Origin of the sequence: Lacisediminihabitans sp. (genome assembly GCF_036569425.1) — a bacterium.
Taxonomy (GTDB): domain Bacteria; phylum Actinomycetota; class Actinomycetes; order Actinomycetales; family Microbacteriaceae; genus Lacisediminihabitans.
The window spans coordinates 38268-63021 of record NZ_DATCQQ010000014.1 but is presented as its reverse complement, the minus strand read 5'-3'; the positions used below and the strand labels follow the sequence as shown (position 1 = coordinate 63021).

General features: G+C 67.7%; 25 protein-coding genes. 10 read left to right on the top strand and 15 right to left on the bottom strand.

Annotated features, from left to right (window positions below; translation table 11 throughout):
* Positions 1 to 14 precede the first annotated feature (14 nt).
* Entirely contained in the window at positions 15 to 1433 is a 1419-nt protein-coding gene (locus VIM54_RS01630) for a class II fumarate hydratase (protein WP_414673149.1), read from the top strand.
* Between the two features lie 15 nt (positions 1434 to 1448).
* Here the strand turns inward: VIM54_RS01630 and VIM54_RS01625 are convergent, their stop codons facing one another.
* From VIM54_RS01625 to VIM54_RS01610, 4 genes are all read right to left on the bottom strand, one after another.
* On the bottom strand, positions 1449 to 2234 hold the full coding sequence (locus tag VIM54_RS01625) for a hypothetical protein (protein WP_331898599.1): 786 nt from the start codon (positions 2232 to 2234) through the stop codon (positions 1449 to 1451).
* Positions 2235 to 2296: 62 nt separating this feature from the next.
* Positions 2297 to 3634, bottom strand: coding sequence for a PhoH family protein (locus tag VIM54_RS01620; protein ID WP_331898673.1), 1338 nt, complete (start codon positions 3632 to 3634; stop codon positions 2297 to 2299).
* Positions 3635 to 3975: 341 nt separating this feature from the next.
* The gene (locus VIM54_RS01615) at positions 3976 to 5100 is read right to left on the bottom strand and encodes an aminotransferase class V-fold PLP-dependent enzyme (RefSeq protein ID WP_331898597.1); all 1125 of its coding nucleotides are present in this window, start codon (positions 5098 to 5100) and stop codon (positions 3976 to 3978) included.
* Positions 5101 to 5103: 3 nt separating this feature from the next.
* Positions 5104 to 5889: an isoprenyl transferase gene (locus VIM54_RS01610; RefSeq protein WP_331898595.1), complete on the bottom strand. Its 786-nt coding sequence runs from the start codon at positions 5887 to 5889 to the stop codon at positions 5104 to 5106.
* Positions 5890 to 5960: 71 nt separating this feature from the next.
* On the opposite strand from VIM54_RS01610, the gene trhA reads away from it, so the two are divergent.
* Complete coding sequence (gene trhA, locus VIM54_RS01605; protein ID WP_331898594.1) at positions 5961 to 6707, top strand: PAQR family membrane homeostasis protein TrhA; 747 nt, start codon at positions 5961 to 5963, stop codon at positions 6705 to 6707.
* 25 nt (positions 6708 to 6732) lie between these two features.
* Here trhA and VIM54_RS01600 read toward each other — a convergent pair whose 3' ends face one another.
* Together VIM54_RS01600 and mca are read right to left on the bottom strand one after the other, a co-directional pair.
* A complete protein-coding gene (locus tag VIM54_RS01600; protein WP_331898593.1) occupies positions 6733 to 6972 on the bottom strand; it encodes a hypothetical protein in 240 nt (79 codons plus the stop codon).
* Positions 6969 to 7862, bottom strand: coding sequence for a mycothiol conjugate amidase Mca (gene mca, locus VIM54_RS01595; RefSeq protein ID WP_331898591.1), 894 nt, complete (start codon positions 7860 to 7862; stop codon positions 6969 to 6971). The genes VIM54_RS01600 and mca overlap by 4 nt, the downstream gene beginning before the upstream one ends.
* A 61-nt stretch (positions 7863 to 7923) precedes the next feature.
* Between mca and VIM54_RS01590 the strand changes: the two genes are divergently transcribed.
* Together VIM54_RS01590 and greA are read left to right on the top strand one after the other, a co-directional pair.
* Positions 7924 to 8349, top strand: coding sequence for a DUF4307 domain-containing protein (locus VIM54_RS01590; RefSeq protein ID WP_331898589.1), 426 nt, complete (start codon positions 7924 to 7926; stop codon positions 8347 to 8349).
* Between the two features lie 118 nt (positions 8350 to 8467).
* Complete coding sequence (gene greA, locus VIM54_RS01585) at positions 8468 to 8959, top strand: transcription elongation factor GreA (protein WP_331898587.1); 492 nt, start codon at positions 8468 to 8470, stop codon at positions 8957 to 8959.
* 19 nt (positions 8960 to 8978) lie between these two features.
* Here greA and ilvA read toward each other — a convergent pair whose 3' ends face one another.
* The 7 genes from ilvA to VIM54_RS01550 all read right to left on the bottom strand — a co-directional run bounded on the left by ilvA (position 8979) and on the right by VIM54_RS01550 (position 16826).
* Positions 8979 to 10217 (bottom strand): threonine ammonia-lyase, encoded by a 1239-nt coding sequence (gene ilvA, locus VIM54_RS01580; RefSeq protein WP_331898585.1) that lies wholly within the window; start codon positions 10215 to 10217, stop codon positions 8979 to 8981.
* Positions 10210 to 11349: an AI-2E family transporter gene (locus VIM54_RS01575; protein WP_331898583.1), complete on the bottom strand. Its 1140-nt coding sequence runs from the start codon at positions 11347 to 11349 to the stop codon at positions 10210 to 10212. Before VIM54_RS01575 ends, ilvA begins: the two co-directional genes overlap by 8 nt.
* Before the next feature lie 56 nt (positions 11350 to 11405).
* Positions 11406 to 12521 (bottom strand): ABC transporter ATP-binding protein, encoded by a 1116-nt coding sequence (locus VIM54_RS01570; RefSeq protein ID WP_331898581.1) that lies wholly within the window; start codon positions 12519 to 12521, stop codon positions 11406 to 11408.
* Positions 12518 to 13435, bottom strand: a complete 918-nt coding sequence (locus VIM54_RS01565; RefSeq protein ID WP_331898579.1) for an ABC transporter permease — start codon at positions 13433 to 13435, stop codon at positions 12518 to 12520. The genes VIM54_RS01570 and VIM54_RS01565 overlap by 4 nt, the downstream gene beginning before the upstream one ends.
* Positions 13432 to 14352, bottom strand: coding sequence for an ABC transporter permease (locus VIM54_RS01560; protein ID WP_331898671.1), 921 nt, complete (start codon positions 14350 to 14352; stop codon positions 13432 to 13434). The genes VIM54_RS01565 and VIM54_RS01560 overlap by 4 nt, the downstream gene beginning before the upstream one ends.
* Before the next feature lie 14 nt (positions 14353 to 14366).
* Positions 14367 to 15518, bottom strand: coding sequence for an ABC transporter substrate-binding protein (locus tag VIM54_RS01555; protein ID WP_331898577.1), 1152 nt, complete (start codon positions 15516 to 15518; stop codon positions 14367 to 14369).
* A gap of 156 nt (positions 15519 to 15674) precedes the next feature.
* Complete coding sequence (locus tag VIM54_RS01550; protein WP_331898575.1) at positions 15675 to 16826, bottom strand: TIGR03364 family FAD-dependent oxidoreductase; 1152 nt, start codon at positions 16824 to 16826, stop codon at positions 15675 to 15677.
* A gap of 136 nt (positions 16827 to 16962) precedes the next feature.
* Between VIM54_RS01550 and VIM54_RS01545 the strand changes: the two genes are divergently transcribed.
* Together VIM54_RS01545 and VIM54_RS01540 are read left to right on the top strand one after the other, a co-directional pair.
* Positions 16963 to 17664: a phosphonatase-like hydrolase gene (locus tag VIM54_RS01545; protein WP_331898573.1), complete on the top strand. Its 702-nt coding sequence runs from the start codon at positions 16963 to 16965 to the stop codon at positions 17662 to 17664.
* A 38-nt stretch (positions 17665 to 17702) separates the two neighbouring features.
* On the top strand, positions 17703 to 18920 hold the full coding sequence (locus VIM54_RS01540) for a winged helix-turn-helix domain-containing protein (RefSeq protein ID WP_331898571.1): 1218 nt from the start codon (positions 17703 to 17705) through the stop codon (positions 18918 to 18920).
* Positions 18921 to 18933: 13 nt separating this feature from the next.
* Here VIM54_RS01540 and VIM54_RS01535 read toward each other — a convergent pair whose 3' ends face one another.
* Together VIM54_RS01535 and VIM54_RS01530 are read right to left on the bottom strand one after the other, a co-directional pair.
* Entirely contained in the window at positions 18934 to 19821 is an 888-nt protein-coding gene (locus tag VIM54_RS01535) for a M48 family metalloprotease (protein ID WP_331898569.1), read from the bottom strand.
* Positions 19822 to 19896: 75 nt separating this feature from the next.
* The gene (locus VIM54_RS01530; RefSeq protein ID WP_331898567.1) at positions 19897 to 20463 is read right to left on the bottom strand and encodes a LemA family protein; all 567 of its coding nucleotides are present in this window, start codon (positions 20461 to 20463) and stop codon (positions 19897 to 19899) included.
* Positions 20464 to 20666: 203 nt separating this feature from the next.
* Here VIM54_RS01530 and VIM54_RS01525 point away from each other — a divergent pair, with 203 nt between their 5' ends.
* The 4 genes from VIM54_RS01525 to VIM54_RS01510 all read left to right on the top strand — a co-directional run bounded on the left by VIM54_RS01525 (position 20667) and on the right by VIM54_RS01510 (position 24741).
* The gene (locus tag VIM54_RS01525) at positions 20667 to 21413 is read left to right on the top strand and encodes an ABC transporter ATP-binding protein (protein ID WP_331898565.1); all 747 of its coding nucleotides are present in this window, start codon (positions 20667 to 20669) and stop codon (positions 21411 to 21413) included.
* Entirely contained in the window at positions 21410 to 22144 is a 735-nt protein-coding gene (locus tag VIM54_RS01520) for an ABC transporter permease (RefSeq protein WP_331898563.1), read from the top strand. The genes VIM54_RS01525 and VIM54_RS01520 overlap by 4 nt, the downstream gene beginning before the upstream one ends.
* A gap of 91 nt (positions 22145 to 22235) precedes the next feature.
* The gene (locus VIM54_RS01515; protein WP_331898562.1) at positions 22236 to 22766 is read left to right on the top strand and encodes an adenine phosphoribosyltransferase; all 531 of its coding nucleotides are present in this window, start codon (positions 22236 to 22238) and stop codon (positions 22764 to 22766) included.
* A 43-nt stretch (positions 22767 to 22809) separates the two neighbouring features.
* The gene (locus VIM54_RS01510; RefSeq protein ID WP_331898560.1) at positions 22810 to 24741 is read left to right on the top strand and encodes an amino acid transporter; all 1932 of its coding nucleotides are present in this window, start codon (positions 22810 to 22812) and stop codon (positions 24739 to 24741) included.
* Positions 24742 to 24754 lie beyond the last annotated feature (13 nt).

Below are 24754 nucleotides of genomic sequence, written 5' to 3'. Positions count from 1 at the left end.
GAAGACACAGCGCCGTGAACACTCTGCACCAGGTCGCCGACGACGAGTACCGCATCGAACACGACACGATGGGCGAGGTGCGAGTGCCCGTCGCCGCCCTCTACGGGGCGCAGACGCAGCGCGCTGTCGACAACTTCCCGATCTCCGGATCGGGGCTCGAGCCCGCCCAGATCGTGGCTCTCGCCCGCATCAAGCGCGCGGCGGCCATCGTCAACCGCGAGCTCGGCATCCTCGACGGGGAGATCGCGGAGGCAATCGTGCTCGCCGCCGACGAACTCATCGCCGGCCGGTATCACAACCAGTTCCCGGTCGACACGTACCAGACCGGCAGTGGCACGTCGTCCAACATGAACACCAACGAGGTGCTCGCGACGCTCGCCACCCGATTCGCCGGCCGGCCCGTGCACCCCAACGACCACGTGAACGCCTCCCAGTCGTCGAACGACGTGTTCCCCACCTCGGTGCACCTCGCGGTGACCGGTGCGCTTCTCGGCACCCTCGTTCCCGCGCTCGACCACCTCGCCGTCGCCCTGGAGAGCAAGGCCGAGCTGTGGAAGTCTGTCGTGAAGTCCGGCCGCACGCATCTCATGGATGCGACCCCGGTCACCCTCGGGCAGGAGTTCGCCGGGTACGCGGCCCAGATTCGATACGGCATCGACCGCATCCAGTCCACGATCTCCCGGGTGGCCGAGGTGCCGCTGGGGGGAACCGCCGTCGGCACGGGCATCAACACGCCGGCCGGCTTCTCCCAGCGGGTGATCGAACTCCTCGCCGCCGACTCCGGCCTGCCGCTCACCGAGGCCCGCGACCACTTCGAGGCGCAGGGAGCCCGGGATGCCCTGGTCGAGGCATCAGGAGCCCTCCGGGTGATCGCCGTGAGCCTCACCAAGATCTGCAACGACCTGCGCTGGATGGGTTCCGGCCCAAACACGGGCCTCGGCGAACTGAACATCCCGGACCTGCAGCCAGGATCGTCGATCATGCCGGGCAAGGTGAACCCGGTGATTCCGGAGGCCGTGCTCATGGTCGCCGCCCGGGTGATCGGCAACGACTCCACGATCGCCTGGGCGGGGGCCTCCGGCTCGTTCGAGCTCAACGTGGCGATCCCGGTCATGGGCACCGCCCTGCTCGAGTCGATCCGCCTCCTCGCGAACTCCACGATCGCCCTCGCCGACAAGACGGTCGACGGCCTGCGGGCCAACGTGGAACGAGCCCTCGCCCTCGCCGAGTCCTCGCCGGCCATCGTCACCCCGCTCAACCGGGTGATCGGCTACGAGGCGGCGGCGAAGGTCGCCAAGAATGCGGTGGCCAAGGCGATCACGATCCGCGAATCGGTGATCGACCTCGGGTTCGTCGAACGCGGCGAGGTGACGGTCGAACAGCTCGACTCGGCGCTCGACGTGCTGTCGATGACCCGACCGCCGCAGGCGTAGGCCCCCGGGCGGAGCCTACTTCGTCGGCACTCCGGCGCTCTCGATCGCCGAGCCGTCGAAGTTCTGCACCGTGCGGGTGGCCACGGCGGACTGCAGGTCGACGGGGATGAGCATGGATACCACCTTCGACCCGGTCGCGCTCGTGTCGCACTGGGTGACATTCGCGTCATTGCCCGAACCGGCAGCGTTCGGCTGCCCGAAGTAGACCCCGACGGTGACCGTGTCCTCCGTCTCGACCAGCGCGACCTTGTATGGGATGCACCGTTTGTCTGCCCGCACCTGCAACACCAGGTCGGCAGAGTCGAGCGCCGTCAGGCCGACCTGTGGCGACGAACCGATGTAGCCGTCCCCCGGCTTCGCCCCGTGCCTCGTGTAGCTTGTCAGGCCGAACAGGTAGCTCGGCGTGCGCTGCGCGCCGATCATGGCCTGATACCTCAACACCGGCTGCACGACGAGTCCGGCGGGGGGCGCGGAGACCGTGGCGAACACCCGGTTGACCACGACCGGCGCCGGTGAACCCCACAGACGCTCCACCGTGCTCATTCTCGCGGGCACGTCGACGGCGCGGGGAAGCTCCTCGCGCACCGGATTCGCCAACGAAATACTGCCGGCCACGACCACCACGAGGGCGATGGCAGACACGATCCGGTGGATGGCAACCGCGAGCGGACCCGGGTCGCCCCCGCCGGAATCACGTCGACTCCATCCGGCGAGAGCGCGCCACTGGCCGCGTGGGGCGATGAGGCCCCACACCGTGAGGATCGCGAAAGCGATCATCACGGTTATCGTCAGGCTGCTCACTCTACGAGCTTAACTCTGCCCCTCGATCGTGGGTGACCTCACCGGTCTACCCGGGCAAGTTGTCAGGCAAGCTCATTCGATTCGAGCATCTCGGTCACGAGCGCCGCGATCGCCGAACGCTCAGACCTGGTCAGGGTGATGTGCCCGAAGAGCGCGTGGCCCTTGAGAGTCTCGATCACCGAGGCCACGCCGTCGTGCCGACCGACGCGCAGATTGTCCCGCTGGGCCACGTCGTGGGTGAGGACCACCCTCGAGTTCTGACCGATGCGGCTGAGCACGGTGAGCAGCACGTTGCGCTCGAGCGACTGGGCCTCATCCACGATCACGAACGCATCGTGCAGGGAGCGCCCGCGGATGTGGGTGAGCGGCAGCACCTCGAGCAGTCCGCGTTCCACGACCTCGTCGAGCACGTTCTGGGAGACGACCGACCCCAGCGTGTCGAACACGGCCTGCGCCCACGGGTTCATCTTCTCCGAGGCGTCGCCCGGCAGGAAGCCGAGTTCCTGGCCACCCACCGCGTAGAGCGGGCGGAACACCATGATCTTCTTGTGCTGCTGCTTTTCGAGAACCGCCTCGAGCCCGGCGCACAGGGCGAGCGCGGACTTGCCGGTGCCGGCTCGGCCGCCGAGGGACACGATGCCAATCTCCGGATCGAGCAGCATGTCGATGGCGAGGCGCTGCTCGGCCGAACGGCCGTGCAGGCCGAAAATGTCGCGGTCCCCGCGCACCAGTCGCAGTTGCCCGGGGGCGGTGACCCGGCCGAGGGCCGATCCACGGTCCGAATGGATGACCAGTCCGGTGTTCACCGGGGTGTCGCCGACGACGCGGGTGTGCAGCGACTCGGTCTCGTAGAGACTGGCCATCTGCTCGGACGGGAGCGTGACATCCTCCATGCCGGTCCAGCCGGAGTCGACCGCGAGTTCCGCCCGGTATTCCTCGGCGGCCAGCCCGATCGACGCGGCCTTCACCCGCAGGGGCAGGTCCTTGGAGACGACGGTGACATCCAACCCGTCGTTGGAGAGGTTGAGTGCCACGGCGAGGATGCGCGAGTCGTTGTCGCCCAGTTGCAGACCGGAGGGCAGCACCGACATGTTCGAATGGTTGAGTTCGACCCGCAGGGAACCGCCATCGCCCACCGCGATCGGAAAGTCGAGCCTCTCGTGCTGGATCCTCAGTTCGTCGAGGTTGCGGAGAGCCTGCCGGGCGAAGTAGCCGATCTCGGGGTCGTGGCGCTTGGCCTCGAGCTCCGAGATGATCACGACGGGCAGAACGACTGCGTGTTCCGAGAAGCGGAAGATCGCCTTCGGGTCAGACAGGAGCACAGACGTATCGAGCACATACGTGCGCTCGGTTTGCCTGACCTTCGAGGCTGACGGGGAGGCTGGGCTGGTCTTGTCCAATGCGGCCACGTGAACTCCATCCCCGAGTGTTTGACACTCGGATCCAGTCGCGTGACGGCCGGTCAGTTCCTTTAGGCACTGTCTTTTTCCGAAACGAACTTACGTGGCCGTCTCGATCGGGTGCCATACCCGATGGATCTGACGCTACGTCGGTCGATCGGCAAGACCAGCATCGACACGCCCTGTGCCGTGTTACATCGCGGTAAATTCGCGGGGCCGAACTCGTGAGCCCCCCCTTCCGAAATCCATGCAGTCTGTGCAGCGTTGCGGCGTGTTGGGACTGCCGGGCGGCGTGTCGCCCAAGGATGCATGGATTTCGGAAGGGGAATGAGCCCAGAGGGTCAGACGGTGATGGCGGAGGCGTAGCTGGTGAAGGCCGCGCGGAGCATGTCGAACGACTCCTCGTCGGTGGAGACGTGCGGACTCAGCCGCACCGTGTTCTGGCGGATCGTGACACTGACGCCGTGATTGTGGAGCGACGCGGAGAGCACCGTGAGCTGGTCGATCGCCGGCGAGAGCACGACGATTCCGGCGCGTTCGTGCTCGGCCCGCGACGACGAGACGGGCACCGCGTACTCGTCCGCGAGCTCGATCACCCGCGACACCTTCTCGGCCAGCCGTTCACCGATCGCGGCGACCCCCACCCGGGCGATGTCTTCGAGCGCCGCCGCCAGCCGAGCCTGGGCGATCGGGTCGGGGTTGCTGATGCTGAACGCCGCGACGCCGCGGGCGGGAGGCACGACGGCGTCGAGCGGCAGGTCGTCCTCGTCCGTCGCGTTGAACCCCGAGAAGACCGGAGTGAGCGACTCGGCGGCCCGGTCGCTCAGCGCGAGGAAGCCGGTCCCCCATCCGGCGCGCACCCACTTCTGGCCGCCGGACACGACGACGTCGGCGACGCGGTACGGCGCATCCACGACCCCGAAGCCCTGGATCGCGTCCACGATGAGCAGGCGATCGCCGATCACCTGCCGGATTCCCTCCAGGTCGGCGAGATACCCGGTGCGAAAGTCGACGAGGCTCACGGCGACGGCGGCCGTGTTCTTCGTGAGTTGGTCACGGATGATGCCCGGTGTCACCGGTCCCCCCGCGGTGTCGAGCCACACCGGGTTGAGCACGCCGAGCGAGTCGGCGGCGCGCGCCGCGGCGAAGGTCACGCTCGGGAATTCGGCTGGCGACAGCAGCACTCCCCCGGTGAGGCCGAACATCGCGTGCATGAGCCCCGTACTGGTGTTCGGCTGGAAGCAGACCTGCTCGGCGGTGAAGCCGGTGATGGCGGCAACGGCGGAGCGCACACGCTCGTCCTGCCGGTCGAGGCTGCCCAGGCTCCCAAAGCGCACACGCCGCAACAGCTCGAGCTGGGCCTGCTCCTCCTCGATCACCGACCGGCCGAGCGGACCGACGCTCGCGAAGTTGAGGTAGCCGGGCTCCTCGCCGAAACCGGCGACGAAGTCGTCGATGGTGGTCACGGTTCAGCTCCCGTAGCGCCGCTGGCGCCTGGCATAGTCTCGCAGCGCTCGGAGGAAGTCGACCTCACGCAGGTCAGGGCCGAGGGCCTCCACGAAATAGAACTCGCTGTGCGCGCTCTGCCAGAGCATGAAGTCGCTGAGGCGCTGCTCGCCGGAGGTGCGGATGACGAGGTCGGGATCGGGCTGGCCGCCGGTGTAGAGGTGGTCACCGATGAGCTCCGGGGTGAGGATCTCGGCGAGCGCATCGAGCGTTCCGCCCTCGTCACCGTGCTTCTTCACGATGCTGCGCATCGCATCCGCGATCTCCCGGCGCCCGCCGTAGCCGACGGCGAGGTTGATGTGCAGGCCCGTGTTGTGCTCGGTGCGCTTCTCGGCCGCGGCGAGCGTCGCCACCAGGCCGGCGGGCAGTCCGTCGTCGGAGCCGACATGCTGCACGCGCCAGGTGCGAAAGTGCGAGAGGTCTTCCGCGAGGTCCCCGATGATCCGGAACAGCTCGTCGAGCTCCTCCGGGTCACGTCCGGTGAGGTTGTCCGTGGAGAGCAGGTAGAGGGTTGCCACCGAAATGCCGAGGTCGTCACACCAGATGAGGAACTCGCGGAACTTGGCCGCGCCTGCCCGGTGCCCGTGGGCGGCGGTCTCGAGCAACCGCTGCTTGGCCCATCGCCGGTTGCCGTCGAGGATCATCGCCACGTGCCTCGGCAGCTCCTGATTGCTCAGCCAGCGGCGGATCCGGTTCTGGTAGAGGCCGTAGAGCACCCCTTCACCGAGCGGTATCTCCCTCTTTGCCACGACCTAACGCTAGTGCAATCGCCCGGATTCGCTCCCAGTCGCGGCCGCCACTCTGCGGCTAGGCTTGGCGCATGACGCAGGATGCGGACGACGTCAGCGTCGATCAGGAGCCGGGCGCCGGCCTGCCCAACATTCCTCTTCTCGAGGATGCCATCGCCGAGAGCGGGACGCCGGAGCAGAAGCCCACCTGGCGGGGCTGGATCCACGCGGGCACCTTCCCGCTCGCCATCGTGCTCGGGGTGATCCTCATTGTGCTCGCCGATGGCACGGCGGCCAAGATCTCCAGCGCGGTGTTCGTGCTCTCGTCCCTCCTGCTGTTCGGCATTTCGGCGCTCTACCACCGGGTCACCTGGCAGGAGAAGACGAGGCGTCTGCTCAAGCGGCTCGACCACGCCAACATCTTCCTGCTCATCGCCGGCTCGTACACGCCGATCACCGTGCTCGCCCTGCCGCACGACAAGGCGGTGCTGCTGCTCTGGCTGGTCTGGGGCGGCGCGGCGCTCGGCATCGGATTCCGGGTCTTCTGGATCGGTGCTCCGCGCTGGCTCTACGTGCCGCTCTACCTCCTGCTCGGCTACGCGGCCCTCGCCTTCATCGTCGACTTCTTCCACGCGAACGCCGTGATGATGACCCTCATCCTCGTCGGCGGTCTCTTCTACACGATCGGCGCGGTCGCCTACGGGTTCAAGCGGCCCAACCCGTTCCCCGGCGTGTTCGGGTTCCACGAGATCTTCCACACTCTCACGCTGCTGGCGTTCCTCTGCCACTGGACGGCGATCTTCCTCGTGGCGACCAACCCGCCCGTCGTCGGCGGCTGAGTAGCCGGCCTCAGTTCGGCCGGCCTCAGTCGTCCCGGTTCTCCGGACCCGAGCCTGCCGCGAGGCGTTCGGCCTCGAGCTGTTCGCGGATCTCGCCGCGGTAGCGCACCCGGCGAACCCGGCGCACGAGGTCGATGCACAGCAGCACGACGGCGGCGGCGATGAGGAAGGTGCTGACGAAACCGACCCAACCGGGGGTGACGGACTCTTCGTCGAACTTGGCGGCCGGCACCTGGGCGGCGAGGGCGAGGATGCTGGCGATCATGACGTTCCTTGGTGGTCGTTGGCGATTCCGGCGAAGAGGTCGGTCTCGGGGATGGTGCTGTCGATGACCGACACGGCCAGCTGGAAGTCCTCGAACGGCCAGGCCTGGCGTTGCATGTCGTTCGGCCAGAAGAAGAAGAAGCTGTCCGGGGCCACCTGGCTGGCGTGCGAGCGCAGCGCCTCGTCCCGGGCCTCGAGGAAGTCGCCGACCCGCACCTGCGTCGTGGCGAGGTTTGGGCGGTCCTTCATCCAGCCGCGCACCTCGGTGAGGCGCTCGAGATGGGGGGAACCCGGGTCGTTGGCCAGCACGAACTGGTACATCGCCTCGATCCGCGGCGCATTGAAGATGCGGTCGTAGTAGACCTTGGAGATCTGCCACGGTTCCCCGGCATCCGGATACCGCGCGGGGTCGGCGGCGGCCTCGAACGCGTACATCGAGATCTCGTGGGTGCGGATGTGGTCGGGGTGCGGATAGCCGCCGGTCTCGTCGTAGGTGATGAGCACCTGCGGGCGCAGTTCGCGGATGATGCGCACGAGCGGCTCGGCGGAGATCTCGAGCGGGATTACCGCGAAACAGTTCGCGGGAAGCGGCTCGCCGGCCTGCACCGACTCGGGGTCCGGCAGCCCGGAGTCCAGGTAGCCGAGCCAGCGGTGGTCGAATCCGATCGCCTGCTGGGCGCGCGCCATCTCGATGCGGCGGAGCCCGGCCATGTCCCGATCCGCTGCCGCGCGTTCGACCAGCCCCTCGTTCTGGATGTCGCCGCGTTCGCCTCCTGTACAGCTCACCACCGTGACCTCGACCCCGATGCTGCGGTAGTACGCGTACGTCGCTGCGCCCTTGCTCGACTCGTCGTCGGGGTGGGCGTGCACGGCCAGCAGTCGCAGTGTCACCGAACTCCTCAGGGATAGCGGATAGCCTTGGATTCCAAGACTAATCGCTGAGGGATGTTGAATGACTGCCATCGGTCGCACCGCGCGCGCGGACGACGGCGACCTCGCCGAGCGCTACGGACGCACGCCGTCGATCAGGCGCCGCAATCGCCGGCTGTACACCGGTCTCGCCGTGCTCGTGGGCATCGTCGTGGTGGCGTGGGTGATCTGGGCCGGTCTCGACCAGGCCGGGGGCTCGATCGAGGCGCAGGACACCAGCCACCGGATCATCGACGACAAGGCCGTGAGCATCAGCTTCCTGGTGTCGATGCCGGTCGGGAGCACGGCCAGTTGTGCACTTCAGGTTCAGAACGACGCCCACGGCATCGTCGGCTGGAGGATTGTGAAGATTCCGGCCTCGAAGCTCTACACGACGGGGCACACAAACACGGTGCGAACCGCGGAGCAGGCGGTCACCGGCTTGATCTACCGCTGTTGGCTGACCTAAACTGAGTAATTCGATTGGAGACCGGCCGTTTGGCCGGTCTCATTTGTTTATCCCGATCCCACGACGCGCTCCCTGAGGCCGCGGCCGCGCGATCAGTCGTTCATCCAAGGAGTTCACCGTGTCCCACGAGACAACCGAAACCTGGCTCACCCAGGAAGCTTTCGACCGCCGCAGCGCGGAACTCGAACAGCTGGCGGGAGCCGGAAGAACCGAGATTGCCAAGAAGATCGAGGCCGCCCGCGAAGAGGGGGACCTCAAGGAGAACGGCGGCTACCACGCCGCCAAGGAGGAGCAGGGCAAGATCGAGGCGCGCATCCGTGTGCTCACCGAGCTGTTGCGCCACGCCAAGGTCGGCGAGGCACCGGAGAGCACCGGCATCGTGCAGTCAGGAACGGTCGTGACCGCGACGCTCCTCGGCGACGAGAGCGTCTTCCTGCTCGGCAGCCGCGAGATCGTGGGCGAGGACAGCGACCTCGACGTGTACAGCGAGGGCAGCCCGCTCGGCACGGCGATCCTCGGCCACAAGGTCGGCGACACCACGAGCTACGTCGCGCCGACCGGCAAGGAGATCACCGTGCACATCGTGAAGGTGGAGACTTACACGCCCTGACCCGCGGTCGGCGATTCGATCAGAAGTCGACGCGGGGGTCGTATCCCGCCTCGATGAGGTGGCCGAGAACACGCTGCACGTGTTCCGGGCCCCGCGTCTCGATGCTCAGCTCGATCTCCACGTCGCTGATGAGTGCGTTGCGACCGTGGCGGGTGTGCAGCACCTCGACGACGTTGGCGTTCGCCTCGGAGATCAGCTCGGCCACCCGCGCGAGCTGGCCGGGGCGGTCGGGCAGCATGAGCCGGATCTTGAGATACCGGTCGGATGCCGCGAGCCCGCGGGAGAGAACCCGCTCCATGACGAGCGGGTCGATGTTGCCGCCGCTGAGGATGGCGACCGTCGTGCCCGAGTTCACCACCTGGCCGGTGAGGATCGCCGCGACCGACACGGCTCCGGCCGGCTCGACCACGAGCTTCGCCCGCTCGATGAGCACGAGCATGGCCCGCGCGATGTCGTCGTCGGTGACGGTGATGACCTCGTCGACCGCGTTCTTGACGATCTCGAAGTTGAGGATGCCCGGCTTGCTCACTGCGATGCCGTCGGCGATCGTCGGAGTGATGGTGATCTCGGTGGACACACCGTTGCGGATCGACAGCGGGTAGGGCGCCGCGTTCGCCGCCTGCACGCCGATGATGCGCACCGTGCGGCCCTGCGTCGCGAACTTCTGCTTGAGCGCGCTGGCCACGCCGGAGATGAGACCGCCGCCGCCGATCGGCACGATGACGGTGTCGAGGTCCGGCACCTGGTCGAGGATCTCGAGGCCCAGCGTTCCCTGGCCGGCCACCACATCCGGGTGGTCGAACGGCGGGATGAGCACCGCGCCGGTCGACGCGGCGAACTCCGCGGCGGCGCGCAGCGGCTCGTCCACGGTGTGCCCGCGGAGGATCACCTCGGCCCCGTAGTTGCGGGTCGCCTGGAGCTTGGGCAGCGCCACCCCGACCGGCATGAAGATCGTCGCCGCGATGCCGAGCTCGCGGGCCGCGAAGGCGACCCCCTGGGCGTGGTTGCCTGCCGAGGCGGCCACGACTCCTCGCGCCTTCTCCTCGTCGGTGAGCTTCGCGAGCCGGTTGTACGCCCCGCGGATCTTGTACGAGCCCGTGCGCTGCAGGTTCTCGCACTTGAGATACACGGGTGAGCCAAGCACCTCGGAGAGGAACCGCGAGCTCTCCATCGGCGTGACCTCGGCGACCCGGGCGACGACCGCTCGCGCGGCCTCGAACTCGGCGAGGGTCGGTCCGGCAAGGGTGGTGTCAGGCATCACGAAGAACGTCCTTCGGGGTCGGGTCTTCACGGCTGCGCCAGTCCCCGCGCGCGACGTAGTTGATCATCACGTTGAGTGTCGCCACGACCGGCACCGCGAAGAGCGCCCCGGGGATGCCGGCGAGGAAGCCGCCGGCCGCGACGGCGAACACCACGGCCACCGGGTGCACCTTCACGGCGTTGCCCATGATGAACGGCTGCAGCACGTGGCCTTCGATCTGCTGCACAGCGATCACGCCGATGAGCATGATGAGCGCCGCGAGCGGGCCGTTATAGACGAGCGCGATGAAGACCGCGATGATACCGGTGAGCACCGCCCCCACGACGGGGATGAATGAGCCGAGGAACACGGCGATCGCGATCGGGATCACGAGGGGAAGCTGCAGGGCGAAGGCGACGAGTCCGATGCCCACCGCATCCACGGCCGCGACGAAGATCTGCACCCGCACGAAGTTGGTGAGGGTGACCCAGCCGGCCTGGCCGGACCCGCTGACCGCCCGACGCGCCTTGCGCGGGAAGAGCCGCACGAACCAGCCGAAGATGCCCTTGCCGTCGATGAGGAAGAAGAGGGTGGCGAACAGGGTGAGCAGCAGGCCGGCGAGGAACCGTCCGGCCGACGAGCCGACGGTGAGCGCCCCGGAGACGAGCTGCTGGCTGTCGCTCTGGATGCTCGCCCACGCGTTGCCGAGATAGGTGTTGATCTGCGACTCCGTGAGGTGCAGCGGCGAGTCGAGCAGGAACTTCTTGAAGTCCTCGAAGGCGGTGATGGTCTGCGCCTGCAGATCGGGGAATCCGCCCCGGATCTGGAACACCACGAGCACGACCAGGCCGGCGACGATCGCGATGAGCCCGACCTCGGCGAGGGCGACGGCGAGCCACTTGGGCCAGCGATGCCTCTGCAGGAACTGCACGAACGGCACGAGAAGCGCCGCGAGCAGTATCGCCACCATGAACGGAACGACGATCTCACGAAGCTGGATCACGAGGAAGATGAACAGGGCGATCACGCCGGCGAGCGCGAGAATTCGCCACGACCACGCGCCGGCGACCTTCATGCCGGCGGGGACCGCGTCGTCCGGCTGCCACCGCTCGAGGGCATCCTGCGGCCTTTTCCGTCGTCCGAAAGTCACCCGGTCAGTCTACGTCCGGGCGTATGCGCCGTGCGGTATGCGACGGCGCCCCCGTGTCATTCCGCACGTTCGCTCACCGCGACCGGGTGGCCGGCGAACTCGATGAAGACGGCCTCCCCGGACACCGGCCGTTCGCGCACGTCGTGCTGCACGAAGAGCAGCGAGTCGTCGGCCATGCGCACCTGGGTGCGACGGAGCGAGCCGAGAAAGCTCGACGCGACGACGGTCGCCGGGATGCCGCGCGAACCGAGCGCGATGTCCTCCGGCCGGATGTAGGCGGTCACCGGTCCGTCGGCCGGCGCGGTGCCGAGCACCGGCAGAGTCGCGCCGTAGGCGGTGACGATTCCGCCCGCGAGCACGGCCGCCACCGGGTTGCTGAGCCCCACGAAGGTCGCGACGAACGAGGTTGCCGGCTGGGTGTACAGCTGCTCCGGGGAGCCGATCTGCTCGATGTTGCCGTCCCGCATGACCGCGACCCGGTCGGCCACGGCGAGGGCCTCCTCCTGGTCGTGCGTCACGAACACTGTCGTGATGCCGAGGTCGGTCTGGATGCGCCGGATCTCGTCGCGCAACTGCACGCGCACCTTCGCGTCGAGGGCGGACAGCGGCTCGTCGAGCAGCAGCACCCGGGGGCGGGTGACCAGCGCACGCGCCAGGGCCACGCGCTGCTGCTGTCCGCCGGAGAGCTGGTGGGCGTAGCGACCGCCGAGGTGGCCGAGGCCCACCATCTCGAGGGCGTCGACGGCCCGAGCGCGACGACTCGCGGCATCCACGCGGCGCATCTGCAGGCCGAACTCGACGTTCTGCATCACCGTCATGTGGGGGAACAGCGAATACGACTGGAAGACCATGCCGATGTCGCGCTTGTTCACCGGCAGCTGGGCGACATCCGCGCCGTCGATCCTGATCTGGCCGTCCGAGATGGTCTCGAGGCCCGACAGCGCGCGCAGCACGGTCGTCTTTCCGCACCCGGATGGTCCGAGCAGCGCGACGAACTCGCCGGGCGCGATCGAGAGATTGACGCCGGTGAGGGCCCGGTGCCCCGCGTAGTCCTTGACGACGTTGCGCAGCTCGACAGCGGCGCCCTCCCGGGCGGGCGGAATTGCCTGGCCAGGCGTCAGCGCGGGCGTCGCGCCCGCGGTGTTGCGTGCGGAGCTGCGGGTGTTTGTCATGCTGGCCTCCGAGTGAGCCGTCGCGGACCGTCGCGGCGCGGTCGCGGTGAACCCGACCCGAGGCGTCCGATGAATACGAGTAGGACGAAGGCGAAGATCAGCGCGAAGAGCGCGAAGATCACGGCGACGTATGGGTCGGTGTGCTGCACGAGGATGAGCGCCGTCTGAAAGGTGTTCTGGCTGAGGAACGACGCGATCGTATACTCCCCGAGAACCACCGCGATCGTGATGAACACGGAGGAGAGGATGCCGCGTCGCAGGTTCGGCAGGATCACGCGCGAGAGCACGCTCACCCAGCCGGCTCCGAGCGAGCGGCTCGCCTCGCTGAGGACCACCACCTCGATCGCCCGGAGATTCGCCGCGATCGGACGGTAGGCGTACGGAAGCACGATGATTCCCACGGCGAACGAGAGCGTCCAGGGGTGGCTGCCGAAGATGCCTGCGACGACGGAGTAGACCGGGACGAAGCCGACGACGAGCACGATCGACGGAATGGTGATCGGGATGATGCAGACGAACTCGAGCACCCGCCGCAGCGCCGGGAACTTGAGCTCGACGAAGATCATGGTCGGCAGCAGCAGCACGAGCACGATGAGCACCGTGATCGCACAGATCCCGATCGAGTTGACGATGCCCTGGAACAGCACACCGTAGGCCGCCGAGTTCACCGGATCGAAGACCGCGACGAAGTGCTGGAAGCCGTAGGCCTGCCGCCCGTCCACCGGCTGGCCGACTCTCAGCGAGAACTCGATCATCGCGATGATCGGCACGATGAAGACCAGCCCCACGATGCCGAGGATGATGCTGCGGCTGATCGGTCCGGGCTCGGCCGCGAAGCTTCGCGGGCCGACGGAGCGGCCCCGAGCCGCCTTCGGCGCAATCAGATCGCTGGTCGTTGCATTGGCGACGGTCATCGCTGCCACCTCGATGCCCGACGCTGGAGTGCCGCATACGCGGTCATGAGCACGATCATGACGACCACCATTCCGAGGGCGAGCACACCGGAGACGTTCGCGACTCCGACCACCGTCTCGCTCGACGATTGTTGTTTGATGGCGAGCGGGATGATGCCGCCCTGGGAGAGCAGCGCGGCCGCCGTCGCATAGGACGAGAACGAGTTGGCGAAGAGCAGGATCAGGCTTCCGAAGAATGCCGGAGCGAGGATCGGCATCCCGATTCGTGTCCAGTAGGTGAGCCGCGTTCCGCCGAGCGTTGCGCTGGCTTCGGCCCAGGTGCTCTTCAGCCCCTCCATCGCCGGCATGAAGGTGAGCACCATGAGCGGAACCTGGAAGTAGAGGTAGACCACGTTGAGACCCGAGATCTGGTAGAGCAGCGGACCCTGGTTGTTGAAGTTGAGAAAGATGTTGTCGGCGAGGCCGGTCGAGATCAGCCACTTCGTGATGAGTCCCTGCTGGCCGATCGTCGCGATGAACGCGAAGGCGAGCATGACGCCGCCGAATTGGGCGAGCACGCTCGAGGCGGAGTCGACCGCGGTGCGCAGGAATCCGTCCGAACGGGTGCCGAGAAGTGCGAAACAGACGATGGCGCCGATCACCGCGCCGATCACGGCGGTGAGCGCCGAGATGCCGATCGACGCGAAGAAGGCTTTCTGGATGTTCGGGTCGGCGAACGCCGCGAGGTTTGCAAAGGTGAACGCCCCGGTGCGGGTGAAGAAGCCGCTACCCACCGCCAGCACCGCCGGCACTGCGAGGAAGAGCAGCACGTAGCCGGCGAATGGCAGAAGTCCGAGCCAGGCCACGCTGCGGCGCCGGGGGGTCGAGACCCCGGCGCCGCTCGTCGTGGTGGCTGGCGCGATGGTTGCGTCAGACATCATCGGTGCTGTTATTAGCCGATTGCGGCGGCCCACTTGGCGGCGAGCAGGGTGCCCGCCGTCGTGGCCTGATCGGCGGTGAGTTGCACGAAGTCCTTCGGAGCAGCTCCGACGGTCGCGAGCACCTTCGCATCCACGGTCTTCGCGGACTCCATCGCGGCCAGCGTCGCCGGGTAGGAACCCGAGGCGAGGAAGAGATTCTGCACGGCGGGCGTGTAGATGTACTCCTCCCAGAGGCGCGCGGCCGCGGGGTGCGGTGCGTCGACGCTGATGGCCTGGTTGTAGTAGCTACCGAGCGCGGTACCCGGAAGGACGACAGTCTTGAAATTCGGGTTTCCGGCTGCGCCACCCGCCTCGCCCCAGGCGAGGTTGTTGAAGCTCCACTGGATCACGACCGGGGTCTCGCCCGACACGACGGTGGCCTGGGTGGGGGTGACGGCCAGGAAGTTGCCCGCCTTCTTGAGCTTGGCGAAGAAGTCGACGCCCGGCTGGATGTTGCTCGCGCTTCCCTTGTTCTGCAGCGCGGCGAGGTACACCGCGCTCGCGGCCTCGTTCGCCTGGGTCGGGTCGCCCTTGATAGCCACCTTGCCCTTGAAGTCGGAGCCGAGAAGATCGGAGATGGACTTCGGCGCGGTCTTGATGACCTTCGAGTCGTAACCGACCGACAACAGGCCGGTGTAGTCGTAGTACCACTTTCCGTCGGCGGCCTTGAAGTCCGCGGGGATGTCCGCCCAGTTGGCGACCTTGTACGGAGCGACCATGTCGAGGTTCTGCTGCAGAACGGCGGTGCCGAGGTCGAAGACGTCCGGAGCGGTCGACTGGCCCTTCTGCGCCTTGGCCGCGGAGATCTCGTCCGCGCTTGAACCGTCGGGGTTCGCCGAGTTGATCGTGATCTTCGGGTACTTCTTCTCGAAACCGGCAATGATCTTGCCGTAGTTCGCCCACGACGGCGGGAGGGTGATGACGTTGAGCTGGCCCTCCGCGTTGGCGGCCTTGACGAGGGCGGGCAGCCCGCCCAGCTCGGCCGCGCTCGTGGCGGTCTTGGCATCTGCGGTGGCGGCGCTCGAAGTGGAACTCGACGGTGCCGCGGTTCCCGCGCATGCGGTGAGCGAGATTGCGGCAGCCACCAGGATGGCGGTGCCTGCGACATAGCGCTTGCTGATCACGATTCTTCCTCCAGGCGATCTCCCCCGGGCGTTCGCGCTGTGGGGCGAACATTTCGGATACCGAGGAGGACCTCTGATGATGCTCACCATCGATCGTGACCGGCACGGGGCAAAAGGGTTAACGTCGAACCAACGACTGGCGACGATCAGTGACGATCAGTACAGAGCGCCCATGACCTTGCGGGCGAGCCCGAGCGAAATTGTCATGCCCACTCCCGAGGTGACCGCCACCACGGTGACACCGGGCCGCAACTCGTGGACGAGGTACGGATGCTGCGGACTCGACGCGTAGACCCCCTGCCACCTCTCCAGCACCCTGAGGGACTCGACACCGAGAACCGCCGCGACCCGATCGAGCAGCAGGTCGCTCGTCGGCTCGGCGAGGAACGGAGGCACCGACGACCCGTACCTGTGGCTGTCTCCGACGATGAGCGTGCCGTCCGGCCGCTGGGTGAACATGAGATTGGCGTCGATTTCGAGCAGGGCCGGATCGGCCGCGTCGAGGTGCGTGCGAAGCGCGCCCGCCGCCGCGGTCTCGGTGAAGGCGGGGTAGCGCAGCATCGAGGTGCCGGTCAGCACGGCCTCGGCGATGACGAGCCCGGCTGGCGGCTCGACCCGCGCCATCTGCAGCCCGCAGCGCCGGATCTCGTGTTGCAGCGCGAGATCCGGGTAGAGGTAGTCGAGGTCGTGGCCGACGCAGACGATCGTCTGTTCTGCCCGGATCGCGCCCCGGGACGTCTCGGCGACGCCGTCCGCCGCGCCGAAGAACGAGGTCCGCCAGTGGAAGGTGACTCCTGGCTGATCGGCCAGCCACGCCGCCAGGCTCGACACGGCCTCGCGCGGATCCACGCGCAGGTCGTCGCGCAGAACGGCACCGCCGACGATTGCGGACCGGTCGCCGGTGGTCGCGGCGCCGACGGAGAGCCGAGCTCGGGTTCCCAGCGCGTCGAGCAGGCGAACCTGGCCGGGTTCGCGGGACTCCGCCAACTCGGTGAGCACATCGAGCTCACGATCGTTGGCTGCCACAGCGATCGCCCCCGACTCGATCGAGAAGAATCCCGCGAGGCCGCTGTAGTGCAGCCAGCGTTCGCGGGAAACCTGAGCGAGCTCGAGCAGTTCCCCCGATTGCGCGGTAACACAGCAGTGGCCGAAGTTGCGCACCGATGCGCCCACAGCCCAGGCGTCCCGGTCGATCACGACCACCGACAGCCCTCGAGCCACGGCATCCATCGCGTGGGCGAGACCGACGATCCCGGCACCGACCACGAGAACGTCGCAGGCGGGAATGGGCGGGGTCGAGGTGGCCATGGTTGACGACTGTGCGCGACGGCGCGTGTCGAGTCAAGGGACGACGCGCGTGTTCCGGCCGAGTTTTCCCACCGTTCACCTGGCACTGGTTGGTTGGTTCGTGTCGGTCGTTCGGCCGCGAGCAGGGGAGCCCCGGATGATCGAACTCGTCGCCTTCGACATGGCCGGCACCACGATCGACGACCACGGGCTGGTCTACGTTGCTCTTGAACGCTGCGTCACCGATGCCGGCGCCACCGTGCACCCGCGGGATCTGCAGCTCTGGATGGGGACCGACAAGGTCACCGCGATCGGTGCCCTCCTGCGTCTCGGCGGGGTCGAACCGACCCAGTCGACTGTCAGCTCGGCATTCGACGGCTTCCGCCGGATCCTCGCCCAGTCGTACCGGGATCTGCCGCCCGTCGCCCTCCCCGGCGTGGAGGGCGCGCTGCGCGAACTGCGGTCGCGCGGCATCCGCGTCGCCCTGACTACCGGTTTCACCAGCGAGGTCGCCGAAGCCATCCTGCACTCGATCGGCTGGACCATTGGGCCGGCCGTCGAGGGCGCCGCGCCGACCGACCTGCTCGATGCCGTGGTGACAACCTCGGATGTGCCGTCCGGGCGTCCGGCGCCGTATCTGATCCACCGGGCGATGGAACGCACCGGAGTGGTCGATGTGCGCAGGGTGCTCGCGGCCGGTGACACCATCGTGGACCTTCTCGCGGCGCGCAACGCGGGCGTGATCGGAGTCGGAGTTCTCACCGGCGGCCTCGGCAGGGCCGAGCTCGAAGCGCAGCCGCATGACCACATCCTCGCTTCCGTCGCCGATGTGCCCGGCCTCGCGGAGGCCACCGCCTGAGGCGCCGACGTCGGCGGCTCGCGCTAGTGTCGGGGGCGATGGTCACGACACTCTCCGCGGCGCAGGCGCGGCGCATCGCCCTCGCCGCGCAAGGCTTCGGACGTCCCCGCCCCGCGAGCGTCGGCACCCGGCAGCTGAATTCGGCGATCGACCGGCTCGGACTTCTGCAGCTCGACTCGGTGAACGTCTTCGAACGAAGTCATTACCTGCCCCTCTTTGCCCGCCTCGGCGCCTACGACAAGGCGCAACTCGACGCGCTCACCTTCGCGCGCAAGGGCCGCTACATCGAGTACTGGGCCCACGAGGCGGCGATCATCCCCGTGGAGAGCTGGCCGTTGTTCCGGTGGAAGATGGCCGCACTGCGTGCGCGCTATTCGTCGATCGCTGGCGGCTGGGTGGAGTCCAACCCGGCAATGCTCGACTGGCTGCGCGCCGAACTCGCCGAGAAGGGGCCGCTCGCGGCGAGCCAGATCGAGCACGACGCCGGGGCGCGCAAGGGACCATGGTGGGGCTGGTCGGAGGTGAAGACCGGCCTCGAGTACCTGTTCATGTTCGGCGAGGTCGTCACGGCCGGGCGCACGCGCTTCGAACGCACCTATGCTCTCGCCGACGCGGTGCTGCCCACCCACATCCTCGACGCCGAGGTGCCGAAGGACGAGGCGATCCGGCGGCTCATGAGCGTCTCGGCCGCGGCCCACGGCATCGGAACCCTGAGCGACCTTGCCGACTACTTTCGGCTCAAGCAGGAGCCGGCGAAGGCCGCCGTGCACGACCTCGTCGACGCCGGAGAGCTCATCCCGGTGACTGTTGCCGGCTGGAACCGGCCCGCCTGGCTGCACCGGGACGCGCGGATGCCCCGGCGAATCGAGACGACGGCGCTGCTCTCACCGTTCGACCCGGTCGTCTGGCAGCGGGGCAGGGCCGAGCGCATGTTCGGCTTCCACTACCGCATCGAGATCTACACTCCGCCGGGCAAGCGCGTCTTCGGCTACTACACGCTGCCGGTGCTCATCGATGACCGACTGGTCGGCCGGGTGGACTTGAAGAGCGACCGCCAGAACCGGGTGCTGCGGGTGCAGGCCGCGTGGACCGAGCCGGGCGCGCCGCAGCAGACGGCCGCGCGCCTCGCCGCGGTGCTGCGCGAGACCGCCGCCTGGCAGGGACTCGACGGCGTCGAGGTGATGGGCCGGGGAGACCTGGCGGGCGCGGTCGCCGCCGAGCTGGGCGTAGGGGTGGTCGAGCCGAGCACCGCGTAGAACCGGGCAGCGCCTAGAACTCGCCGCCGATCTTGTGCAGCCGCGCGATGCGGTCCGGGAGCGGCGGGTGGGTGCTGAACAGCCGGCTCATGAACCCGGGCTTCGACGGGTCTGAGATCCACAGGTGCGAGGTGCTCGAATTCTGCCGACGCATCGGTCGGCCGTATTCGCCGAGCTTCTGCAGCGCGCTCGCGAGCGCATCCGGGTTTCTCGTCGTCATGGCGCTCGTCGCATCGGCGAGGTACTCGCGCTGGCGGGAGATGGCCGCCTGCACGCCGGCGGCGACGAGCGGGGCGACGATCATCGCCGCGATGCCGAAGATGAGCACGACGGGGTTGCCGCCGCCGTTGTTGCGGTCGTTGCTCCGACCGCCGAAGAACGAGAGGCGCAGGAAGATGTCGGCGATGAACCCGATCGCCACAACGAGGCCGAAGACGATCATCGAGACCCGGATGTCGTAGTTCTGCACGTGGCCCATCTCGTGGGCCATCACGCCCTCGAGCTCTGAGTCGTCCATGATGTCCAGCAGGCCGGTGGTCGCCGCCACGTAGGCGTGCGCCGGGTCGCGGCCGGTCGCGAAGGCGTTCGGGGCCGGGTCGTTGACGATGTAGACCTTGGGCATCGGCAGGCCGTCGGTGATGGCGATGTTCTCGACGATGCGGTAGAGGCGGGGGTTGTCTGCCTTCTGGATCTCCTGGCCACCCGAGATCGAGATCGCGAGCCGGGACGCCGCGAAGTACTGCACCACGGCGTAGATCGTCGCGATGGCGAGCGTCCAGATCGTGATCGCCCAGCTGCCGTAGACGGCACCGGCCAACCAGCCGAGTCCGCCGATGATCACGATGAACAGCAGGATGATGAAGACGGTGTTGCGTTTGTTTTTCGCTATCGCGCGATACATGGGGGTCTCAGCCTGGAGTGATCAGCACAACGAATCGAGGCGCGAGTGCGCTCGAGGGGATTCCACCGACCGGGCCTAGAACTGCACGCGGGGCGGTTCGGCGATGGCCGCCGCATCCGCCACCTCGAAGAATTCGCGCTCGTGGAAGCCGAGGCTGCGCACGTACAGCGTGTTCGGGAAGGTCTTGATCTTGGTGTTCAGTTCGCGCACGCCGCCGTTGTAGAAGCGACGCGAGGCCTGGATCTTGTCCTCGGTGTCGACGAGCTCGCCCTGGAGCTGCAGGAAGTTCTGGCTGGCCTGCAGCTGCGGGTACGCCTCCGCGACCGCGAAGATGCTCTTGAGCGCCGACTGCATGTGGTTCTCGGCGACGGCCGCATCGGCCGGAGTGCTCGCGCCGATCGACTCGGCCCTGGCCTGCGCCACGGCCTCGAAGACGCCCTTCTCGTGGGCCGCGTAGCCCTTCACCGTCTCGATGAGGTTCGGGATGAGGTCGGCACGGCGCTTGAGCTGCACCGTGATGTCGCTCCACGCCTCGTCGACACGCACGTTGAGGCGCACGAGCCCGTTGTAGGTCGACCACAGGTAGATGCCGATGATGACGACCAGCAGGACGATGATGCCTACGACGATCAGAGTTTCCATTGCTACTCCCTCGAGGAAGTGCGATTCTCGCCACAGGACAGGAATGGCAGGGCGGGCGGCGCACATTCGAGATAACTATAGCCAAGGTCATCTGCGCTCTCACCTCGTTCGCGGCAAGCTCCGAGACAACTCGTAGCCTCCGCTGATCTCTCGGGTCCGACGACTCTTGACAGCACCTCACCCGCACGCGGAGAGTTCGAGTTGTGACCAACTACCACGCACCGGCCATCATCGTCGACAGGCTGCACGTCTCGCGCGGACGGCGAAAGGTGCTGCACGGGCTCACGGTCTCCGTGGAGCCCGGGCAGGTGGTGGGTCTTCTGGGTCCGAGCGGATGCGGCAAGACCACCCTCATGCGATCGATCGTGGGGGTGCAGAGAATCGACTCCGGCACGGTCACGGTGCTCGGCAGCCCGGCCGGCACGGCGAACCTGCGCAGGCGGGTCGGCTACGTCACGCAGTCCGCGGGCGTGTACGACGACCTCACGGTGATCCAGAACCTCTCCTACTTTCGGCGGGTGCTCGGCGCCGAGCGCGGCGAGGTGGACCGGGTGATCGAGGCGACGGATCTCGGCGCCCACGCGTCCCAACTCGTCGACTCGCTCTCCGGCGGCCAGCGCGCGCGGGTCTCCCTCGCCGCCGCCCTCATCGGATCGCCGGAACTGCTCGTGCTCGACGAACCGACGGTCGGCCTCGACCCGGTGCTGCGGGTGGAGCTCTGGCGGCTCTTCCACGCGCTCGCGGACGAGGGGACGAGCCTGCTCGTCTCGAGCCACGTGATGGACGAGGCGACGAGGTGCGACCGGCTGCTGCTGATGCGCGGCGGGGTGCTGCTCGCGGACGAGACCCCGGCCGGGCTCCTCGAGTCGACCGGGGCGGTGGACACCGAGGACGCGTTTCTCACCCTCATCGCCCGAACTCCGCGCAAACGGGCGGAGGACGACTCGTGAACCTGTCCCGCACCCTCGCGACCGCCCGTCGCGTGCTCGATCAGATCCGGCACGATCCGCGGACCATCGCCCTGCTCCTGCTGGTGCCGAGCCTGCTGATCGGTCTGGTCTCCTGGCTCTTCTCCGACACGACGGTGTTCGAGAGGGTCGGTCCGGCGATGATCGCGCTCTTCCCGTTCATCGTGATGTTCCTCGTGACGAGCATCACCACGCTCCGCGAGCGCCGCACCGGCACTCTCGAGCGACTGCTCACGATGCCGCTTGGCAAGGTGGAGTTCATCCTCGGCTACACGCTGGCGTTCGGGCTGCTCGCCATACTTCAGGCCCTCGTCGCGGTGGCGTACGCGGTGTGGGTGTGCGGACTCACCATCACGGGCTCGATCTGGCTGCTGCTCGCCGTCGCCCTCGCCGACGCGATTCTCGGAACGACGCTCGGTCTGCTCGCGAGCGCCTTCGCCCGCACCGAGTTCCAGGTGGTGCAGTTCATGCCGGCGCTCGTCTTCCCGCAGATCCTGCTCGGCGGAATCTTCATCCCCCGCGACCAGCTCCCCGACGTGCTGCACGCGATCTCGGACTGGCTGCCCCTCTCCCACGCCATCGACGCCCTCAACGCCGTGGCCACCGACTCGGAGTCGGCGGCGTGGATCGGCGGAAGGCTGCTCATCATCGGTGCCTTCGCGGTCGGCGCGATCGTTCTCGGCTCGGTCACCCTTCGCCGCCGGACCCCCTGACGGCGCTGGCCGCACTGTCGTCTTCGTGGCCCACCGACAGTGCGACAATTGTCGTCGCGCCGCATCATGTGGTGCGCAGGGAGGACATCGGATGCCGACGGCGACCGCACACGAGGCGATCGAACGACTCAGCCGGGTGGTGCCGGACTTCCCGACCCCCGGGATCACCTTCCGCGACCTCACACCGGTATTCGCGGACGGCCCGGCCCTGCACGCCGTCACCGACGCCCTCGTGGAGCCGTTCGCCGGCCGGTTCGACGTCATCGCCGGAGTCGAGGCACGGGGTTTCGTGCTCGCGGCGAGTGCTGCATACGCGACCGGGCTCGGGGTGGTCATGATCCGCAAGCCGGGCAAGCTCCCCCGCGCGGTGCTCAGCGAGGACTACGACCTCGAATACGGCAGCACCACTCTCGAGGTACACCCCGACGAACTCGACCGAGGCGCCAGGGTGCTGCTCGTGGACGATGTGCTCGCGACGGGCGGTACCCTCGCCGCGAGCTGCTCGCTCATCGAGAGATCCGGCTGGGTTGTCGCCGGAATCAGCGTCGTGCTCGAACTCTCCGAGCTCGCGGGCAAAACCAAACTGCCGGGTCGCACCGTGCACTCGCTCGTGACGCTGTGAACGCCGCGCTGCGGAGCTACCCTGTTGCTGGAGGAAAGTCCTGATGGCCATCACGACCGCCGGTTTTCGCACCTGGATACTCAAGGGTCTCGTCGATCCCCGCGGCGCTCACCTGGGGCCGCACGCCGAAACGCCCGAGAAGACCCATTCGTGGTGGCGCGTCATGTGCCTCACCGGCGTCGACTACTTCTCCACCCTCGGCTACCAGCCGGCCATCGCCGCCCTCGCCGCCGGGCTCGTCTCCCCCTTCGCGACCATCGTGCTGGTGGCCCTCACCCTGCTCGGCGCCCTCCCGGTGTACCGCCGGGTCGCCCGGGAGAGCTTCAAGGGCTCCGGCTCCATCCAGATGCTCGAAAAGCTGCTCCCCTGGTGGGCCGGCAAGCTCTTCGTGCTGGTGCTGCTCGGATTCGCCGCCACCGACTTCATGATCACCATCACCCTCTCCGCCGCCGACGCCTCCGCCCACGCGATCGAGAATCCGTTCGCCCCGGCCTGGTTCCACGGCAACGAGATCGGTATCACCCTCGTGCTCGTGGCCCTGCTCGGTGCGGTCTTCCTGCGCGGATTCCGGGAGGCGATCGGCATCGCCGTGGCCCTCGTCGCCGTGTACCTCGCCCTCAACGTCGTGGTGATGATCGTCTCGATCGGCCAGGTGTTCACTCACCCCGTGGTCGTCTCCGACTGGTGGTCGGCGCTCAACACGCAGCACGGGAATCCCCTCGTCGTGGTGGGGATCGCGCTCATCGTCTTCCCGAAGCTCGCCCTCGGCCTCTCCGGGTTCGAGACGGGGGTCGCGGTCATGCCGCAGATCAGCGGCGACGCGACGGACACGCCGCAGATGCCGACCGGGCGCATCCGCGGGGCTCATCGGCTGCTCACCACGGCCGCGCTCATCATGAGCGCCTTCCTCATCACCTCGAGCCTCGTGACGACCTTCCTCATCCCGCAGAAGCAGTTCCAGCCGGGCGGATCGGCGAACGGTCGCGCGCTCGCCTACCTCGCGCACGAATACCTCGGGCCGGTGTTCGGCACGATCTACGACATCAGCACCATCTGCATCCTCTGGTTCGCGGGGGCGTCGGCCATGGCCGGCCTGCTCAACCTCGTGCCGCGCTACCTTCCCCGCTATGGGATGGCGCCCAACTGGGCGAGGGCCGTACGCCCGCTCGTGCTCGTCTTCACCGCGATCGCCTTCCTCGTCACGATCGTGTTCAAGGCGAACGTGGACGCCCAGGGTGGCGCGTACGCGACCGGCGTGCTCGTTCTCATCACCTCGGCATCCGTTGCGGTCACGCTCTCGGCGCTCCACAAGAAGCAGCGCAAGCGCACGGTCGGATTCGCGGTCGTCTCCGTGGTCTTCCTCTACACGACGGTCGTGAACATCATCGAACGGCCGGACGGCCTGCGCATCGCGACGCTGTTCATCATCGGCATCCTCGTGATCTCGATCGTGTCCCGCGTGCAGAGGTCGCTGCAGCTGAGGGCCACCTCGGTCGAGCTCGACGAGACGGCCCTCGCCTTCGTGATGGCCGACGCCGAACACGGCAACATCCGCATCATCGCCAACGAGCCGGACGATGGCACGGCCAAGGAATACCGCGAGAAGAACACGGACGAGCGCCGGTTCAGCCACATCCCGCAGCGCGCCCGCACCATCTTCCTCGAGGTACACCCCTCAGACTCCTCCGACTTCGAGGAGGACCTCGTGGTGCGCGGGGTGGAGATGCACGGCTACCGGGTGCTCAAGGTGGAGAGCGGAAACGTGCCGAACACCCTCGCCGCCGTGCTGCTCGAGATCCGCGACCTCGCCGGAATCGTGCCGGACATCTACTTCGAGTGGACGCAGGGCAACCCGATCTCGAACATGTTCAAGTTCCTCGTGACCGGCACGGGAGAGGTGGCCCCGGTCACCCGCGAGGTGCTGCGCGAGTGCGAGAAGGATGCCAAGCGCCGGCCTCTGGTGCACGTCAGCTAGAGCGCACGCCCGT

What these genes read in the sequence shown, in the direction of transcription:
- VIM54_RS01540 (WP_331898571.1), top strand. Translation starts at nt 17,703, where the DNA reads ATGGTCACGACACTCTCCGCGGCGCAGGCGCGGCGCATCGCCCTCGCC.
- VIM54_RS01560 (WP_331898671.1), bottom strand. Translation starts at nt 14,352, where the DNA reads ATGTCTGACGCAACCATCGCGCCAGCCACCACGACGAGCGGCGCCGGG.
- trhA (WP_331898594.1), top strand. Translation starts at nt 5,961, where the DNA reads ATGACGCAGGATGCGGACGACGTCAGCGTCGATCAGGAGCCGGGCGCC.
- VIM54_RS01510 (WP_331898560.1), top strand. Translation starts at nt 22,810, where the DNA reads ATGGCCATCACGACCGCCGGTTTTCGCACCTGGATACTCAAGGGTCTC.
- VIM54_RS01600 (WP_331898593.1), bottom strand. Translation starts at nt 6,972, where the DNA reads ATGATCGCCAGCATCCTCGCCCTCGCCGCCCAGGTGCCGGCCGCCAAG.
- VIM54_RS01545 (WP_331898573.1), top strand. Translation starts at nt 16,963, where the DNA reads ATGATCGAACTCGTCGCCTTCGACATGGCCGGCACCACGATCGACGAC.
- VIM54_RS01590 (WP_331898589.1), top strand. Translation starts at nt 7,924, where the DNA reads ATGACTGCCATCGGTCGCACCGCGCGCGCGGACGACGGCGACCTCGCC.
- VIM54_RS01570 (WP_331898581.1), bottom strand. Translation starts at nt 12,521, where the DNA reads ATGACAAACACCCGCAGCTCCGCACGCAACACCGCGGGCGCGACGCCC.
- VIM54_RS01565 (WP_331898579.1), bottom strand. Translation starts at nt 13,435, where the DNA reads ATGACCGTCGCCAATGCAACGACCAGCGATCTGATTGCGCCGAAGGCG.
- VIM54_RS01530 (WP_331898567.1), bottom strand. Translation starts at nt 20,463, where the DNA reads ATGGAAACTCTGATCGTCGTAGGCATCATCGTCCTGCTGGTCGTCATC.
- ilvA (WP_331898585.1), bottom strand. Translation starts at nt 10,217, where the DNA reads ATGCCTGACACCACCCTTGCCGGACCGACCCTCGCCGAGTTCGAGGCC.
- VIM54_RS01515 (WP_331898562.1), top strand. Translation starts at nt 22,236, where the DNA reads ATGCCGACGGCGACCGCACACGAGGCGATCGAACGACTCAGCCGGGTG.
- VIM54_RS01535 (WP_331898569.1), bottom strand. Translation starts at nt 19,821, where the DNA reads ATGTATCGCGCGATAGCGAAAAACAAACGCAACACCGTCTTCATCATC.
- VIM54_RS01550 (WP_331898575.1), bottom strand. Translation starts at nt 16,826, where the DNA reads ATGGCCACCTCGACCCCGCCCATTCCCGCCTGCGACGTTCTCGTGGTC.